This window comes from Campylobacter massiliensis, assembly GCF_014253065.1.
Lineage (GTDB): Bacteria > Campylobacterota > Campylobacteria > Campylobacterales > Campylobacteraceae > Campylobacter_A > Campylobacter_A massiliensis.
Map to the genome: position 1 here is coordinate 719,219 of NZ_JACLZK010000002.1, position 16,144 is coordinate 735,362.

The window sequence follows — 16,144 nt, forward strand, 5'->3', positions numbered from 1 at the left end:
TGAAAGTCGCCACTGCTACATTTTAGGATGAAATAGATCGTTTATGAAATTTGGATTTAGCATAAACAAAACAGAGTAAAGGGTCAAAATTTGAGTCGTCGTATCCTCGTCTTCTTTGGCATTTGGACTAACTAGTAAAATTTCGTCTTTCTTGTTTTTGTTTAAGATATGCTTGCACTCTTTTAAAAACTCTATTAGTTTATCTGAAAACAGCCCCATGACATGCAGGGTCTTATCTTGGATCTTGATAGCTATTTTTTCTTTGAAGTCTATTAGGGTGATTGGATTTGAGGTTAAATTTTGCGTAAAAAAAGCCATTGTAGGCGATGCTAATTTGACCGGTGATGGGGCGGCGTACATCATTGCGGACGGACTCGGTGGAGGCGACTTTGCAAGATTGGTCATTTTTTTTGCAATCACGATTTTACAAATTTTATCTATCCCTAGAGCAAAGTCTTCAAAAAGATTTTTAGGAAATTTTGCTTCTAATGCACCATGCATATTAATCTCCGAATCAATCATAATAAAAAATGGTGCATATAGCATTTCCGGCCCATCGGCCTCTATTTGAAAAACGGCTTCTAATGCTTCCAAAAAATTATTTTCATTTATCGGAAGCCATACCCTATTATTTTTACCTTCCGACAGTATAGCTATTATATATTTGCCACTAAGTAGATCCGCAAATTGATCTTTTTGTAGCCCTCTTTTTCTTTGTAGACCTTTTGCATCTTCCTCAAAATAACATAAAGTAGATATTTGATTTGGCGTATATCCTGTTTTTATGTCGTCAGGAGTTAATTTGGGTTTTAGATAATCCATGGCCTCCGACTCGCCTTTGTTTATCAGCTTTTGAAAAAATTCTCGAAACATGTCGTATTTGCTATTAAAAAATCTTCCGTATGCTTCTTTGAATAAAATTTCTGTTTTAACCCTATGGCTTGAATATATTAATTTTAATCTGTTATACCTAGCCAAAAGAGCGGATTTTCTGTTTGATTCCAGCTGATTTGGGTTATCCTCGCGCACTTTTGATGCTTTATTTTTATTATTCATTCTTTATCCTGTCAAATCTAAAATTCAAGCGATAAGTCGTCTTCATTACTCTTATTACAAATTCCTCGTAAAGGATGTTTTTTGCGCTCTATCTCATAAAGCTCATTTTCGATTTTTTCCCTTAGATGTTCGTCGTCGCGGTCTAAAGCCTCAAGCGCTTCCTTGAGCAACTTTTGAGCTTCGCCGAGCTTATCTTGTCTCGAAAGGCAAATGGCGAGCCTGTAAAGACATCTGGCAAGCTGATCTTGCGGGACTTTGCGAACTATGTCTTTTAGCTCGCAAATCGCCTCTTCTTTTCCCTTCTTTGAAATTTTAAGCTCCAAAAGTCCCAAATTTAGCTCAAAAGCGCACTCAAAAAGATTGTTTTCCATAGCAACAGCGATGTGCTGTTTATAAAAGCGTTTTTTATCAAATTTAACGCTTAGAGACGTTATTCTTTTTAGATCGTTCATTTTCGTTCCTTTGGGCTGAATTATACCAAATTTGGGCTTTGCAAAGGCTTGTAAAAGTGGACTCGCCCCCCTAGGATACTAAAATAGTATTTATAAAATCCCAAAAGCTACCGAAATAGACTAGATTATTGCTCTTTTTAAAAAATAAAGAACTACTTGACCCAGTTGACTTGTCGATAAGCTAAGTTCACTTTTTGCAGCCGCACAGGTTGACACCCTAAAACATATACTCTTTGAGTGCGCACAAATAAACCTATATTTAACCGTTTACTGTGCAACCTGGTTTATGTATTTTCAGAAAATAAAATATTTTAGTTCTGAAATTCAAATTACATAAAATATTCTATAATTAATGTAGGGATTGGCAAAAAGCTGATTTCAATTTTAAACAAAAGGAGGAATTGCTATGAAAAATAGTGATCCTAAAACATTTAACAGTCTCGAGGAAGCAAGGACCTACTACGCCTCTCTTTCGAGAAAGTTGCTAGCTAAAAAGGAAAATACGCTTTTTAGACTGGCCAAAATCAATGCGGAAATGGAAAATTTGGAAAAGAATTTTCGCGAATACAGCCTTGCATTGCCGCTCTGCGACCAAAAAAGATACTATCTATCGATGCTAATCGATATGGAACGGACGTCAAAAAAGGGCGCGCCAGAAAACGCAAACTACACGGTCGCCGATATAGATGGGCTCATCGAGGTACTCAACAAAGATGCAGCTAGGCCTATTTCTAGCATATCGGCACCTCCGTCGCAGTCGGCTAACGAAAACTCTACCGGCAAAGAAAACAAACAGTCGGCTACTACGACTTCTACCGACAAGAAAGCGGAGGTCGGGGATGATAAGAAAAAGTAGCCTATCTAACGGTATCCATAATGGATACCGCGCTAACGACGATAAATTTAAAAAAGGAGACAAAAATGTCAGTTTTAAAAAATAATCGGTTTACAAGTAAAATGACGTGTTTTAAAATTCAGCGTAGCGCGCCTAACGCTTTTGCACATAATGACCGCAGTCAAACGGTGGATCACGCTTACCCCCAGTTTTCGCATCTCAACGAAGTCGACGCGAGTGCATTTCTGGCCGAAGAAAGATATCTATGTATGCTTACGCAGGCGATCCAAAACTACATAGCTAGAACGGGTCAAAGAGTTCAAGTCGATCCAAAAAACATCAGGCGCTCGGCCATAGTACTGATCGAAGACCGCCATACTCTAGACGACGTCAGACGGCTTTGCGATGTAATAGAGAGAAAATACGGATGGCGCACGATACAAATCGCTATCCACAGGGACGAGGGCTGCTTCGACGAGGACGGCGTTTGGCATCCAAATTTGCATGCGCATATCGAATTTTTCGTACTTGGAACGGATGGAGTAAATTTATACAAAAGCCGCGACTTTGGACCACTAAAGATGAAGGAGCTGCAAACTCTAGCTGCAAACGTTTTAGGCATGCGTCGAGGCATCAACTACTCCGCCATCGGCCAAACGCCCAGAAAAGGGTTGCCTCATCAAGTATACAGGCTCCTTGCTCAGACTACCGCACAACTAACAAACAAGATAGAAAAACTTGAAAATACGCTTGCGCAAAAAGGCAACGAGCTAGAAAAATTAAAAAAACTAATAAAACTGCCTGAAGAGCAAAGCCACAACGAGATTGAAACCAAATGCAGTAAAGCATTTGCGAGAATCTTTGAAGGCGTCGATTATCATATAGATGAAATTTGACTACGCCAGGTATCCGCTTAGGATACCTACTCGCAAGGACAATGAGAACAAATTAAATACCATTTTATATAGGGTAATAATAGCTCATTATTACCCTTCACCAATTTCAAGTCTAAATAACGCCAAAGCAAGGCGTAGAAGCGGTATTTATATAAGTGTGATTTGTAATCTTTTTATTTCTTTGTTCATGTTTGATTATTTTAGCTTTTAGTTGCGTTAAATTTTCCATATTAAGATACTCAAAAATACTTGAAATCCCATCAAACGCTTTCAATATATGCACTTGCGTAATTATTGCGCTATCCTGAGAATAGATCAGAATAGAATTAGACTTGTCTTTTCGCAACATTAGCTTAGTCACATTTGACAATTGTTCTTGTTTGTTGCCTATAAATTTTGACTTGCTTGGCACATGTCTTAATGCCAAAGCAATATTCGGCATAGACTCGCCAATACCAGCATGGGCGTCATATGCGCTAATTATTTGAGCAAAAGTTCCCCTTAAGCGATGAGCACTAACATCTTTATCTTTTACAACCTTATCAATCGCCCTATTAACTCTATGTTCCAAAGCATTTTTGGTCTTACAAATACTCTTTATTTTTTTTATCCAGTCATAATTGGCTAGGTCATGAATATTTTTATGAAGAACCATCTCATCTTCAGAAGTATGCCCAAATTTTCCTTTAGCTGTTTTTACCCTAATAAGCTTTATATCACCTCTTTCAAAAAAACTGTCTTTATCTAACCTCATAAACTCTTCCATACGAAGTCCTGTGTGCAATGTAAATCTAATATAGTCGAGTATTTCCTTTTCTATCCCATATCCTCCAGAGAATATTTTTTTTAATTCATCCAATGTAAAATTTCTTTTTTTATTACTTATATCTACACTATACCTAATAACCGTTTCCTTAGAAAATGGGTTTTTGCTTATTATATTCCTGCTTATAAAATAGTTATAAAATTTATACAGATAGCCAACTGTATTATTTGCCCTATCCTTGCTAATATTGTTTGCGATGTATTCATGAAATTTGTTGGCTTCCTCATACCCCACATCAACAAAACCAACTTTATTTTTATCCAAGAATTTTTCCAGCCTATCCACTGCAAGCCTATACTCTTTCATTGTAGATTCAGTACAACGCTGCTTACTCTTATTCTTCAGGTAATCCTCTAATAATTCCTTAATGTTTTTAAGTAGCGCGTTATTCTTTAATTGTTTATCGCTATATTTACTTTTACATTTTTTTAATGCATAATCACTAATAACCTTTATGATACGATTCGAAATAAATTCTCCACAAACCAAGGCACCATCATTCATAAATTTTATCGTTTCTTTTTCTGGACAAGAATTCGTCCTATTTATACAACAAAAATTTGATAGTTTGCAATCTATGATTTCAGCAATCTCTTTTTGAAACCTTAAAAAATTCTTATTCTTGTTATTTTTGCTAAAATAGTCCGACAAAGATCTATATTTTTCAATATCTCTTTTAGAAATATTTTCACAGTATTTACTTATAAGCACCCCTGAGGCCTTAAACCATTTTTCTCTAGGAGCCCCCTTAATCCTACTGATTTGTTTAAAACAACTTTTTATATCTTCATGCAACTTTTTAGGCTCATACATATAGTACTCCCTGATGGCATCATGGTCAAGCTCTTCGTATCTACTTACATCAAATAGCTTCCTTACATCTAATTTCACTTATTATCCTTTTTTTGAAATATAAGTGAAAATTTATAGGCTATCTTTCAAGAGCTTTTGAATATCGTCAAATAGGCTTTTTAGTATCCTTTTACTCTTTTAAAAACTTGAATATATCCAAACCTCCCATGGCTTTTTGTTTAGCTTTGAGTGATATGCCTTTTGCATAAGTATCAGTGGCCAGGTCAGCAGAATGCCCTAAAAGTATGGATGTGATATCGGCAATTCCATTCTCCAAACAATAATCCTTTATGGCTTTTGCAAAATTTCCTCTCAAACGATGAAACGATACGTTTGCTTCAGGTATGATTTTGTGAATATGCTTATTTAGTCGCTTGCTAAAATAGTCACAGCTATTCTTGCCCATCTTTATTTCCTCTAGCCATCTCATATCACTAAGATATAATATATCCCGGTGAACCGGTATTTGCCTATACTTAACGGCGCCTCCTTTTTGTTTAGCAGTCTTTACGTTGATAAATTTAATGCCTTCTTGCTCGCCTATACTTGAACTATCAAGCTGCCAAATTTCATTTAATCGTAGGCCAGTATATAGAGCAAACATCATATAGTCTCGCAAATCAAGCCTGTTGGTATTAAGCACTAGCTTAAGCTCATCCATAGTAAAGTTGTCTTTTGGAGATTTTTCTTCGAGTGAAATCTTGAATGAAGTTAAGGTTTTAAAAGGGTTACTGGTTGTTTCGTTAATTTTTATAGCATAATCAAATAGCCTTTTAGAGTAAGATATATAATTATTTACGGTTTTTTTATGGAGTTTTTGGGCATTCAGCAAGTTAATTTGAAAACTCTCGGCATCGCTATAAGTAACATTTGATATATGCTTATTTTTCAAGAACTCATCTAAAATTTTGCCTGTTTTAATATAGTAACCTTTTGTTTTATTGCTTGATTTTAATTTTTCACATTCGTTTTTCACATAGCGTTTGGCTATTTGTTCAAATGTTGTATGCTGTTTAAGATTTTGTGTATCTTTTTGTACAATAGGGCAAATTTCTAAAGTAGATTCATTTTGTTCCGAATACAAACTTACATTATAAAATTTAGCTACAGTAGACTGAAAAAGACTTTTATATTCTTGAATGTCTAAAAATAGTTTGTTAGTCTTTATGAAAGAGTCGATATCTTCTTTTGATCTTCTTTGGTTTTTTATTAATAAAGCTAGAGAGGTCGGCTTTTTAACAACTCTTTGCATTAGCACCAAATTTACTTCAGACTTTATTTTCTCTGCAAGCATGCGAGCCTCATTTTCGTCGCTAGTAAAAAGGCAATACTTAATAGTAGTTTTTTTACCGTCTTTTATGGCTGTATCAAAATAATAGAAATTTGGTCTCTTTGAAATTTTCGTGATCAGCTTAGAAAGCATATCTGACCTTATGTCTCGAAGATTTTCTGGAACAAAATACCAAATTTTCTGTAATAAATAAAAAGTGTCCAATTTTCAGAACAATAAATTTATAGTTAACTTGGATTAAGATATCGATAGATACGTAGTTTGTGAAAAAAATTACATATGCGGTGGCGGACAGAGAGGGATTTGAACCCTCGAGCCCCGGTTAGAAGCTGCACCCTTAGCAGGGGTGTGGTTTCGGCCACTCACCCATCTGTCCACAAAAAAGAAACCGCATTATAATTAAATACCGCTGATATCTTGCTTAAATTTGCGTTTTCGAGCCTGCCGCTCTCCCGCAGAAAAATAGCCGCGCAAAACTACTCAAATTTAAACGACTCACCGCGGGTCAAATTCGTAAATTTAATCCTTCCAAAGCCACCATTTCAGCTTGGCTTTGTCGGGACGGGGCGTGCTGGCGTAATAGCAAACCATGCGGTAAACGTAGAGGATGCACCTGTCGCTGCCGCGTCCGAGCGCCTTTGTGCGTTCAAACATCTCGTCCGCATCCGCGCCCTTTAGCGAAGCGATGTCAGTGTAGCCTAGCGCCATCAGATCCGCCTCGGTCGCCTCGCCGACATAGGGAATTTTTTTAAAATCGCTCAAATTTACCTCAATTTTCGTTTAAACTCCGCCAAACTCGCCGCTTTGAGTGAAATTTCAAATTTCATTCGCGTGCTACGAAGCTCGCTAAATTTTATCTCGCTGCTGCGCGAAGTCACCGTCCAAGTCGCGCTTTTGCGATGATTTAATTAAAATTTCTTTCGCGCAAAAAACATGCTTAAAATGATTTTCACCAAATTTTACGTAAGCTCGAGAGTTAAATTTGACCCAAAATCCGCTCGCAAATTTCGCGTGGGTTTTGCGCCTGATAGATCGGGCGACCGACTACGATAAAATCAGCCCTCGCTTCGCGTGCGACGCCCAGATCCGCCACTCGCTTTTGATCTGCCACACTCTCGCCAAACGGCCGTACGCCCGGGCAGAGCGTAATAAAATTTGCGCTCGTTGCGTCCTTTATCAGGCGGCTCTCAAATGCCGAGCAGACCATGCCGTCAAGCCCCGCTTCATAGCTCATCACGCTAAATTTGCGCACGGCATCGCTTAAATTTTGCTCGTAAACCGCGCTAAACTCGGCCTCGTCAAAGCTCGTTAGCGCCGAAACCGCAAGCACCAGCGGGCGCGAACCGAGCCCGTCCAGTCGCTGCATTACCGTAGCCATCGCGCGCTTGCCGCTACTTGCGTGCACGTTTATCATATCTACGCCAAGCTTTGCGATCTCCTCGGCGGCGTCTGCCATCGTGTTTGGGATGTCGTAGAGCTTTAGATCGAGAAAAATTTTAAAATTTCCGAGCCTTTTTAGCTCCTCGATAAAGCCTGCTCCGTCGCGCAAATAAGCTCGTAGCCCAACTTTGAGCCAAATTTTATCCGAAAAGTCCGCAAGCCGGTCCGCCAGCTGCAAACACTGCTGCTTCGAGCTCATATCAAGCGCGACGCAGAGCTTCACAGATCTGCCTTTAGCGCGTCTAGCACGCCGTTTATAAATTTCGGCGCCGAGTCTCCGCCCAGCTCCTTGCCAAGCTCGATGCCCTCGTTTATGATGACGGCCTTGTCGGTCGGGGTAAATTTCATCTCGTACGCCCCCAGCCGTAGCACGGCGCGCTCGATGCTGCCGATCTCGTTTATCTTCCACTCTTTTAGGCGTGCGTTTAGTAGCGCGTCAAGCCCCTCTGCATGCTCCAAAATGCCGTGAAAAAGCGATAGCGCAAGGCTTCGCTGATCGTTTCGGATCTTTTTTTCTTCTAAAAATTCCTCGACGAACTCCTCGCTACAGCTGCCCATTTCGCGCGCGTAGAGCAGCGAAACGACGGCCTGCCTGACCTGATGACGAGTTGCCATTTTACGCCTCCAAATTTTTATATAAGCTTAGCATCTCGATCACGCCAGTCATCGCTTCAAAGCCCTTGTTTCCGGCTTTTGAGCCCGCTCTCTCGATGGCTTGCTCGATGCTATCAACCGTTAGCACGCCAAAGGTCACCGGTTTGCCGTATTTTAGCGTGACGTTTGCGATTCCCTTGGTAGTCTCGGCGCTAACGTAGTCAAAGTGAGGCGTAGAGCCGCGGATCACCGCTCCCACGCAGCAAACGGCGTCAAATTTACCGCTAGCTAGCGCCTTTTCAAGCGCCATCGGTATCTCAAACGCGCCCGGCACCAAAATGAGGCTCAAATTCGCCTCATCCCCGCCGTGACGTAAAAACGCATCCCTCGCGCCCTCTACCAACCTATCGGTGATGATGTGGTTAAATCTCGCGCCCACTATAGCGATCTTTTCGCCGCCTTTTAAAGCCAAATTTCCTTCGATTATTTTCATGTCTGCTCCTTTAATTTCTATCCGTTGTAGTCCGTGTCACGCGTGATGATGACCTTGTAGCTAGGGTAGGCGCTGCTTACTTGCGATAAAATTTCGCGGTAGAGTGCCGAGCTATCTGGCGCGTTAAAGTCTATGACGATATCAAACGTGATCGTATTTGTCTCTTTATTTATGTAAAATCCATGCATTTGCTTGATAAATTTATGCCCAAAAACTATCTTTTCGACGTTTAGCCTTGTTGCGTTATCCTCTTTGTTAAATGCATAGATGCCAATGGTATCTAAAACAATGTTAAATTTCGCAAAAATTTCATTTTGTATGCGCCTAGTAAGCGCGTCTATCTGAGCGGCGTTCATATCGTGCGCCACCTCTATATGCACGCTGCCTAGCTTCTTGTCTGGGCCGTAGTCGTTAAATATAAGATCATACGCCCCAAGCACGGCGTCAAACGAGCCTATACACTCATAAATTTGCGAGCTGTCGCTGTTAGGCATCCTCGCGCCTAAAATTTTATCTATAGCGTCACGTAAAATTTCAAGTGCCGCCTTGATAAGAAGTAGTGATATGATCACGCCAAGATACGCCTCAAGGCTAACGCCAAAAAATACAAAGACCAAAGCCGCCAAAAGCGTACCAAGCGAGATGAGAGCGTCAAATTTCGCGTCCACTCCGCTTGCTATGAGCGAGTCGGAATTTACCCTTTGTCCGACCCTTTGCGTGTAAAGCCCAAGCGCAAATTTGACCGCAATCAAAACGGCGATCAAAACAAGCGAGATAGTATCGTAGTTTGGGGTGCTTGGCGAGATGATCTTTTTAGCTGACTCGACCACGGAGGTGCCGCCCGTATAAAGTATGATCACGCCTATAACGATAGCCGTTAGATACTCTACTCTGCCGTAGCCAAATGGATGCTCCTTGTCAGGGCTTTTTCCGGCTATTTTTATGCCGACAATGGTAATGACCGACGAGAGCGCGTCGCTTAGGTTATTTACCGCGTCTAAAATGATAGCGATCGAGCCGCTAGCAAAGCCCACTACAGCCTTTATAGCCGCTAAAATGGCATTTGCCGCTATGCCTATGAGGCCCGTTTTTACGATGGTCTCATCTCTCGACGTGACCTGCTCTACTACCTCCAAATTTGCCCTTTAGATTATTTTTAACATTACCGCGCTTAGCGTTATTAGCGATAGATAAAACGCCTTTTGCGCACTCATTTTTTCATTATCAAACACTATCCCGACACCCACGGCCCCGACCGCTCCGATACCCGTCCAGATCGCGTACGCCACCGACATCGGCATAGCCTGCATCGCGTAGCTCAAAAGCCAGAGCGAAATGGCAAAATTTGCGACCAAGATCAAAAAATTTGCCGCTTTTTTCACGCCGAAGCTTTTTTGAAATTTGGTTAGAAAAAATACGCCCGAGACCTCGCAACACCCTGCCACCAAAAGAGCTAAGACGTGCGTCAAGATTTTAGCCTTTTTAACCCCAACACGCCCGCGATCAGCGTCGCTATAAAAAATAGTCGCAAGAGATCTGGCGTCTGGCCACTCGCGCGAAATTCGCTCACGATCTCGGCGATCACGACGAAAAACGCCCCAAGCCCCACAAACACGGTGTATGTGATACTAATGGGCAAGTATTTCATCGCCATTATAAAGGACGTAAAACTAACGCAAACGAGCATCGCAGTGAGCGCGATCTCCGGCGCGCTTGAGGCGTGTTTTAGTCCGTACGCCCAGCCGCACTCGGCCACCGCACCGCCCAGCACCCACAAAAAGCCCTTAGTTTGCATCGCCCAGGGCGTCTTTTATCTTAAAAATTTGAGCGATATTCGCGTCTAGTTCGTCCAAATTTAGCATATTCGGTCCGTCGCAAAGCGCTTCGCAAGGATTTACGTGCGTCTCATAGAAAAATCCATCCACGCCCGCAGCTGCCGCAGCTCGCGCTAGATACGGCACGAATTTCGCATCTCCGCCGCTTTTTTCGCCAAGAGCGCTTGGCATCTGCACGCTGTGAGTAGCGTCGAAAATCACCGGCGCAAATTCCCTCATCAGCACCAAATTTCGCATATCTACGACTAAATTTCCGTAGCCAAATGTGCTGCCTCGCTCCGTTAGCCACACGCCGTTTTGTTTAGCGACCTCGTATCCGTCGCCATTTACGCCGCGCGTTTCTAGCACTTTTTTGACCGAGTGCTTCATCGCAGAGGCGGCTAAAAACTGCCCTTTTTTGATATTTACCACGGCTTTTGTTTTGGCAGCAGCCACGAGTAAATCGGTCTGGCGGCACAAAAACGCCGGGATTTGCAGCACGTCGGCCACTTCGCCTACGGGTGCAGCCTGATAGCTCTCGTGGATATCGGTTAAAATTTTAAAACCAAATTCCTTTTTTACCTTGGCTAAAATTTGGCACCCTTTTTCAAGTCCAGGCCCGCGAAACGAGCTTATACTCGTGCGATTTGCCTTGTCAAAGCTTGATTTGAAATAAAAATCTATCCGCTTATCTTCGTTAAATTTAACTAGCCTTTTTGCCACCTCGAAAACGAGCTGTTCGCTCTCGATGACGCAAGGCCCTGCTATTAGTATCATCATCTCTCCCTTGCTACGATTATTCCGCTGATAACGACCAGCATTATACCAAAAAACGCCGCCGCATTAGGTAGCGTATCGCCCATAAAAAAGCCCACTACTAGCGAAAATACAACATCCATATAGCTTATCGCGGCGACCGAGCCCGCCTTTTTGCTTGCCGCATACGCCTTCGTCATATAAAACTGGAAAAAATAGCCCGCGAGCCCCATTAGCACGATTAGGATTACGCCTTTAAAATTCGGCGCCACAAACGGCGAAAGCAAGAAATCTAGAGGCTCAAATTTGACCCACTCCGCAACGCCCATCAAAAGCATCGGCAAAGCCGTTCCCCACGCCATAAAGCTAAGCACGATGACGCTCGTGTCGTAGCTTTTGCGCAGAGTTCTGACGCTAAGCATCGCAAGCGCCGCTCCAACGCCGCTGCTAAGCCCCAGCCAGTCGGTTTTGCTGATGCCTAAATTTGGCTGGATGATAAAAAGTATGCCGATAAAGCCCAGAAATATCGCGCCCCAGCCCTTTTTGCTAAGCGCTTCTTTTAAGAAAATCGCCGCAAAAATCGCTGTGAAAATCGGGCTGGTTTTTTGAAAAGTATAAGCCGCGCCTAAATTTATGTGAGCAATGTTGTAAAAAAGAGCAAAAAGTGCGATCGTACCGATAAATCCGCGAAACATAAGCACAAAAAGCTGCCCGCCTTTTTGGCGCGTCGGCGGCCTTTTGTAAATCGCATAAAGCACGATAGCAAGACCGACGGCATTTCTAAAAAATACGACCTCGATACTGGGCATCTGCTCGCTCAAAACCTTCGCAAAGCCTCCGACGGCGGCAAAAAACATACACGCGATGATCATATAATAAGCGCCCAAATGGTGCAAAACGTATCTACGAAACAAAATTTTTCCTTTAAATTTAGGCGTATTGTAATGCAAAACGGCTTAAATTTATAAACAATGTAAGCAAAAAATTTGTATAATTGGGATTTAACGCGGCGAACTTCGCCGTAAATTTAACGGGATTTTTAAGGGAAAATTTTGCAAAAGATAATTTTAGTCGGCAAGCCAAACGTCGGCAAAAGCTCGCTCTTTAACCGCCTAGCCGGCAGACGTATAGCTATCACCAGCGACGTTAGCGGTACGACGCGAGATACAAATAAAACGATTATAGAAATTTATGACAGAAGCTGCGTTTTGATCGATAGCGGCGGACTGGACGACAGTAGCGAGCTCTTTAAAAACGTCAAGGCAAAAACCCTAGCCGAAGCTAGAAGCTCGGACGCCATAATCTTTATGGTCGATGGCAAAATGATGCCTAGCGACGAGGATAAAGCCCTATACTACGCGCTTTTAAAGCTAAATTTACCGACCGCGCTCGTAATCAATAAAGTCGATAGCAAAAAAGACGAGCTACGAAGCTACGAGTTTGCAAATTTCGGCGCAAAAACGAGCTTTGCTATCTCGGTAAGCCACAACGCGGGCATCGACGAGCTAGCAGACTGGATCTACAAGCAGCTAAAAGACGAGATCCGCCCCGACGTAGGCGAGGATTTGGATGAGTTTTTAGAAAATTTCGGCGACGACGGCGAGGTAATCAAAGAGATATCGGCTCGCGAGGATTATGAACGCAAAAATATCCAAGTAGGCATCATCGGACGCGTAAACGTCGGCAAAAGCTCGCTACTAAACGCGCTCGTAAAGGAGTCCCGCGCGGTCGTGAGCGACATAGCCGGCACGACGATAGATCCGGTAAACGAGACTTTCGTCTATGAGGATAGGATTTTTGAGTTCGTCGATACCGCGGGCATCAGAAAACGCGGCAAGATAGAAGGTATCGAAAGATACGCGCTAAACCGCACCGAGTCCGCGCTCGAGCTCGCCGACATCGCGCTTTTGGTGCTTGATAGCTCCGAACCGCTAACCGAGCTTGACGAGCGTATCGCGGGCCTTGCGGCTAAATTTGAGCTCGGCGTCATAATCGTGCTAAACAAATGGGACAAAAGCGAGGAAGATTTTGATAAATTTAGCCGCGAGATCAGGGATAAATTTAAATTTCTAGCCTACGCGCCGATCATCAGCGTTTCGGCTCTGGGCGGCAAAAGGGTGCATAAAATTTACCCGCTGATTTTAGAAGTTTACAAAAACTACACGCAAAAAATCCAAACCGCAAGGCTAAACGAAGCTATCGAAGAGGCGGTAAAAGCGCACCCGATACCGCGCGAAAAGGGCAAAAGCGTGAAAATTTACTACGCGGTGCAGTTTGGTTTCGCGCCGCCTAAGATCGCGCTCGTGATGAACCGTCCGCGCGCCCTGCACTTTAGCTACAAACGCTACCTAACAAACAAACTGCGCGAGAAATTCGAACTATCGGGCACACCGATCGTGCTGATCCCGAAAAATCGCAGCGGCTCAGACGAGGAAAACGAGGAAAAAAGTGAGTAAAAATTTAGTTTTCATCGGCTTTATGGGCGTTGGCAAAGGCACGGTAGCAAGACATATCGCAAAAAAAACGGGCAAGCTGTTTTTAGACACCGACGAGCTGATCGAAAGCGAGCAAAATTTAAAAGTCCGAGAAATTTTCGAGACTAAGGGCGAGGGATATTTTAGAAAGTGCGAGGCAAAACTCGCTAAAAAGCTGGCCAAAAACGTAAAGTCCTCGGTGATCGCGGCTGGCGGAGGCTTTGCAAAGGTTAAAGGTCTTAAAAAAATCGGAAAAATCATCTATCTAAAATCAAGTTTCGAGGCGATTTTAAAGCGCATAGACGAGAGCGGCGAAGCGCAGATGCACTACGCCAAACGCCCGCTTTTGCGCGATCTAAACGCGGCTAAAAAACTTTTTGACGAGAGAAAAAAGATGTATAAAAGCGTCGCCGATCTCATAATCGACGTCGAAGGCAAAGGGCTAGAGCAAGTCGCGAAAGAGATTTTAGAAAAAAGGATTAAGTAAAATTTGGGTTGAAATTTGAGCGTAAATTTTAAAATTCGCGGCTTTAAATTTCTATTTTTAAATTTGAGCGGTTTAAATTTAATGCGAAAGCGTTTGAACGTATCGGCGTGAAAATTCGGCGCGGTTCGTATCGCTAAAATTTGAGCGGCAAACGTCGAATTTTTAAGCAAGTTAAAAATTCGAGTCTAAATTTGACGAATTGCAAAATTTAGCGCAAAAAAAGACAGATAAAAAATTTTAAATTTGCAGATTGTAAAATTTAATAAGCGGCAATATTGTCAAATAGCCGTGCAAATTTTATAAAAACAAAAATAAGGCGCGATATTTTTTCGCTAGACGCGGCAGATTTTGCTTTGCGAATGAGGCGCACTTGTCGTGCGTCGCAGTGAAGCGAAGCAAAATCTAACAAAGTAAAGCGGAAAAAGATAAGCCGCAAAAAGGATAAAATTTGAGAGTACTAACAGGTTTGCAACCAAGCGGCAAACTACACCTAGGCAACTACTTCGCCTCCATCAAACAAATGGTTGAGGCGCAGGGGCAAAACGAGATGTTTATGTTTATCGCAAACTATCACGCCATGACCTCGGTCGCCGACGCGGGGAAGCTAAAACAAAACACATATGAGGCGGCAAGCGCGTTTTTGTCGCTGGGTATCGATCCGCAAAAGAGCGTATTTTGGGTACAAAGCGACGTCAAAGAGGTTTTAGAACTCTACTGGATACTGAGCCAATACACGCCTATGGGCCTGCTCGAGCGCGCACACAGCTACAAGGACAAGGTCGCAAAGGGCTTAACCTCGCATCACGGACTTTTTAGCTACCCGGTTTTGATGGCGGCCGATATCCTGCTATACGGCGCGCAGGTCGTGCCAGTGGGCAAGGATCAGATCCAGCACGTCGAGATCGCGCGCGACATCGCGATCAAATTTAACAACGAGCACGGCGACATCTTCGTCCTGCCAGAGTACAAAGTCGATGAAAACGTCGCTACGGTGCCCGGCACAGACGGCGCAAAAATGAGCAAAAGCTACGGCAACACGATAGATATTTTCGCCGGCGCCAAAGAGCTAAAAAAGCAAATTTCAAGCATCGTGACGACCTCGGAGCCGCTTGAAGCGCCAAAGCAATGGCAAAACTGCAACGTCTATAATATTGCTAAATTATTCCTAGACGAGGACGGACAAAAGGCACTGCAAGCGCGGTACGAGCGAGGCGGCGAAGGACACGGACACTTCAAGATGTATCTAAACGAGCTGGTTTGGGACTATTTTGCGGACGCGAGAGAGAAATTTGATTATTATCTAAATCACGCTGGCGAAGTGGATGAAATTTTAAACGAAGGCGCCAAAAGAGCGCGAGCTGTCGCAGCGCCGATAATGGAAAAAATACGCGCCGCAACCGGCATCTATAAATAAATTTAAAGGAAAAAAGTGCAAGCAATCTACCCTTACGCGCATCTTATTCATCTGATCTGTGCTATCATTTTCGTCGGATTTTTATTTTTCGACGTGATTATTTTTTCAAGAGCCAAAAAGAAACTGCCCGCCGAAATAGCGCAAAAAGCGCAGCAGGCTATCACAAGCGTCGCGATAAAGATCATGCCGCTTTGCGTGCTGATTTTGATTTTAACCGGCGGCATGATGATGAGCAGCTGGGTCGGCTCGAAAGCAGGCGGATATTTCGCGTCAAATTTACAAACCGCTTTGATGATAAAGGTTGTTTTGGCGATGCTGATATTTGCGGCCGTAGCAACCAATCTCACGTGCAAATTTATACTAAAGCGCCCTAGCCCGCTAGGCAACATTCATCCGTTTGCATTTGCGGCGGCCGCAGTCGTCGTGATACTTGCTAAAGTTATGTTTATGGTTTAAGGAGAGGA

The 16,144-nt window shown here is 42.9% G+C and carries 19 protein-coding genes and 1 tRNA gene; 6 read left to right on the forward strand and 14 right to left on the reverse strand.

The genetic code is table 11. The features are described from left to right. Positions 1–15 precede the first annotated feature (15 nt). Positions 16–1,056, reverse strand: coding sequence for a hypothetical protein (locus H7R39_RS10185; RefSeq protein ID WP_185899114.1), 1,041 nt, complete (start codon positions 1,054–1,056; stop codon positions 16–18). Positions 1,057–1,073: 17 nt separating this feature from the next. Continuing rightward, positions 1,074–1,508: a hypothetical protein gene (locus tag H7R39_RS10190; RefSeq protein ID WP_185899116.1), complete on the reverse strand. Its 435-nt coding sequence runs from the start codon at positions 1,506–1,508 to the stop codon at positions 1,074–1,076. Positions 1,509–1,914: 406 nt separating this feature from the next. Here H7R39_RS10190 and H7R39_RS10195 point away from each other — a divergent pair, with 406 nt between their 5' ends. Continuing rightward, positions 1,915–2,364, forward strand: coding sequence for a hypothetical protein (locus tag H7R39_RS10195; RefSeq protein WP_185899119.1), 450 nt, complete (start codon positions 1,915–1,917; stop codon positions 2,362–2,364). Positions 2,365–2,531: 167 nt separating this feature from the next. Next, a complete protein-coding gene (locus H7R39_RS10200; protein WP_323874603.1) occupies positions 2,532–3,239 on the forward strand; it encodes a mobilization protein in 708 nt (235 codons plus the stop codon). Between the two features lie 112 nt (positions 3,240–3,351). On the opposite strand, the gene H7R39_RS10205 is transcribed toward H7R39_RS10200, so the two are convergent. The 12 genes from H7R39_RS10205 to H7R39_RS10260 all read right to left on the reverse strand — a co-directional run bounded on the left by H7R39_RS10205 (position 3,352) and on the right by H7R39_RS10260 (position 12,255). Beyond that, a complete protein-coding gene (locus H7R39_RS10205; protein WP_185899123.1) occupies positions 3,352–4,956 on the reverse strand; it encodes a tyrosine-type recombinase/integrase in 1,605 nt (534 codons plus the stop codon). 91 nt (positions 4,957–5,047) lie between these two features. After that, positions 5,048–6,340, reverse strand: coding sequence for a tyrosine-type recombinase/integrase (locus tag H7R39_RS10210; protein WP_185899125.1), 1,293 nt, complete (start codon positions 6,338–6,340; stop codon positions 5,048–5,050). A gap of 153 nt (positions 6,341–6,493) precedes the next feature. Then, positions 6,494–6,584 (reverse strand) — tRNA-Ser (locus tag H7R39_RS10215). A 143-nt stretch (positions 6,585–6,727) separates the two neighbouring features. Next, positions 6,728–6,970 carry a helix-hairpin-helix domain-containing protein gene (locus H7R39_RS10220; RefSeq protein WP_185899127.1) on the reverse strand — a complete coding sequence of 81 codons (243 nt, stop codon included), beginning with the start codon at positions 6,968–6,970 and terminating at the stop codon, positions 6,728–6,730. A gap of 214 nt (positions 6,971–7,184) precedes the next feature. Next, positions 7,185–7,871: an orotidine-5'-phosphate decarboxylase gene (pyrF, locus tag H7R39_RS10225; protein WP_185899129.1), complete on the reverse strand. Its 687-nt coding sequence runs from the start codon at positions 7,869–7,871 to the stop codon at positions 7,185–7,187. Continuing rightward, entirely contained in the window at positions 7,868–8,263 is a 396-nt protein-coding gene (nusB, locus tag H7R39_RS10230; RefSeq protein ID WP_002952859.1) for a transcription antitermination factor NusB, read from the reverse strand. Before nusB ends, pyrF begins: the two co-directional genes overlap by 4 nt. Before the next feature lies 1 nt (position 8,264). Beyond that, on the reverse strand, positions 8,265–8,735 hold the full coding sequence (gene ribH, locus H7R39_RS10235) for a 6,7-dimethyl-8-ribityllumazine synthase (protein ID WP_103576413.1): 471 nt from the start codon (positions 8,733–8,735) through the stop codon (positions 8,265–8,267). Between the two features lie 17 nt (positions 8,736–8,752). Further along, positions 8,753–9,871, reverse strand: coding sequence for a cation diffusion facilitator family transporter (locus H7R39_RS10240; protein ID WP_185899131.1), 1,119 nt, complete (start codon positions 9,869–9,871; stop codon positions 8,753–8,755). A 9-nt stretch (positions 9,872–9,880) separates the two neighbouring features. Then, positions 9,881–10,204, reverse strand: coding sequence for a DMT family transporter (locus tag H7R39_RS10245; protein WP_185899133.1), 324 nt, complete (start codon positions 10,202–10,204; stop codon positions 9,881–9,883). Then, positions 10,201–10,530: a DMT family transporter gene (locus H7R39_RS10250; RefSeq protein ID WP_002952856.1), complete on the reverse strand. Its 330-nt coding sequence runs from the start codon at positions 10,528–10,530 to the stop codon at positions 10,201–10,203. The genes H7R39_RS10245 and H7R39_RS10250 overlap by 4 nt, the downstream gene beginning before the upstream one ends. Further along, positions 10,520–11,326 (reverse strand): 3-deoxy-8-phosphooctulonate synthase, encoded by an 807-nt coding sequence (kdsA, locus tag H7R39_RS10255; protein WP_267455033.1) that lies wholly within the window; start codon positions 11,324–11,326, stop codon positions 10,520–10,522. Before kdsA ends, H7R39_RS10250 begins: the two co-directional genes overlap by 11 nt. Beyond that, the gene (locus tag H7R39_RS10260) at positions 11,326–12,255 is read right to left on the reverse strand and encodes a DMT family transporter (protein ID WP_228724781.1); all 930 of its coding nucleotides are present in this window, start codon (positions 12,253–12,255) and stop codon (positions 11,326–11,328) included. The genes kdsA and H7R39_RS10260 overlap by 1 nt, the downstream gene beginning before the upstream one ends. 102 nt (positions 12,256–12,357) lie before the next feature. Here H7R39_RS10260 and der point away from each other — a divergent pair, with 102 nt between their 5' ends. The 4 genes from der to H7R39_RS10280 all read left to right on the forward strand — a co-directional run bounded on the left by der (position 12,358) and on the right by H7R39_RS10280 (position 16,136). Further along, entirely contained in the window at positions 12,358–13,761 is a 1,404-nt protein-coding gene (gene der, locus H7R39_RS10265; RefSeq protein WP_185899139.1) for a ribosome biogenesis GTPase Der, read from the forward strand. Then, positions 13,754–14,266 (forward strand): shikimate kinase, encoded by a 513-nt coding sequence (locus H7R39_RS10270; protein WP_185899141.1) that lies wholly within the window; start codon positions 13,754–13,756, stop codon positions 14,264–14,266. The genes der and H7R39_RS10270 overlap by 8 nt, the downstream gene beginning before the upstream one ends. Before the next feature lie 448 nt (positions 14,267–14,714). Then, positions 14,715–15,680 carry a tryptophan--tRNA ligase gene (trpS, locus tag H7R39_RS10275; RefSeq protein WP_185899143.1) on the forward strand — a complete coding sequence of 322 codons (966 nt, stop codon included), beginning with the start codon at positions 14,715–14,717 and terminating at the stop codon, positions 15,678–15,680. Positions 15,681–15,695: 15 nt separating this feature from the next. Then, complete coding sequence (locus H7R39_RS10280; RefSeq protein ID WP_185899144.1) at positions 15,696–16,136, forward strand: copper resistance protein CopD; 441 nt, start codon at positions 15,696–15,698, stop codon at positions 16,134–16,136. Positions 16,137–16,144: the final 8 nt, after the last annotated feature.

Coding starts and splice junctions, on each gene's coding strand:
- H7R39_RS10185 (WP_185899114.1), bottom strand. CDS start 1,056: ATGAATAATAAAAATAAAGCATCAAAAGTGCGCGAGGATAACCCAAAT.
- H7R39_RS10190 (WP_185899116.1), bottom strand. CDS start 1,508: ATGAACGATCTAAAAAGAATAACGTCTCTAAGCGTTAAATTTGATAAA.
- H7R39_RS10195 (WP_185899119.1), top strand. CDS start 1,915: ATGAAAAATAGTGATCCTAAAACATTTAACAGTCTCGAGGAAGCAAGG.
- H7R39_RS10210 (WP_185899125.1), bottom strand. CDS start 6,340: ATGCTTTCTAAGCTGATCACGAAAATTTCAAAGAGACCAAATTTCTAT.
- nusB (WP_002952859.1), bottom strand. CDS start 8,263: ATGGCAACTCGTCATCAGGTCAGGCAGGCCGTCGTTTCGCTGCTCTAC.
- ribH (WP_103576413.1), bottom strand. CDS start 8,735: ATGAAAATAATCGAAGGAAATTTGGCTTTAAAAGGCGGCGAAAAGATC.
- H7R39_RS10250 (WP_002952856.1), bottom strand. CDS start 10,530: ATGCAAACTAAGGGCTTTTTGTGGGTGCTGGGCGGTGCGGTGGCCGAG.
- kdsA (WP_267455033.1), bottom strand. CDS start 11,326: ATGATACTAATAGCAGGGCCTTGCGTCATCGAGAGCGAACAGCTCGTT.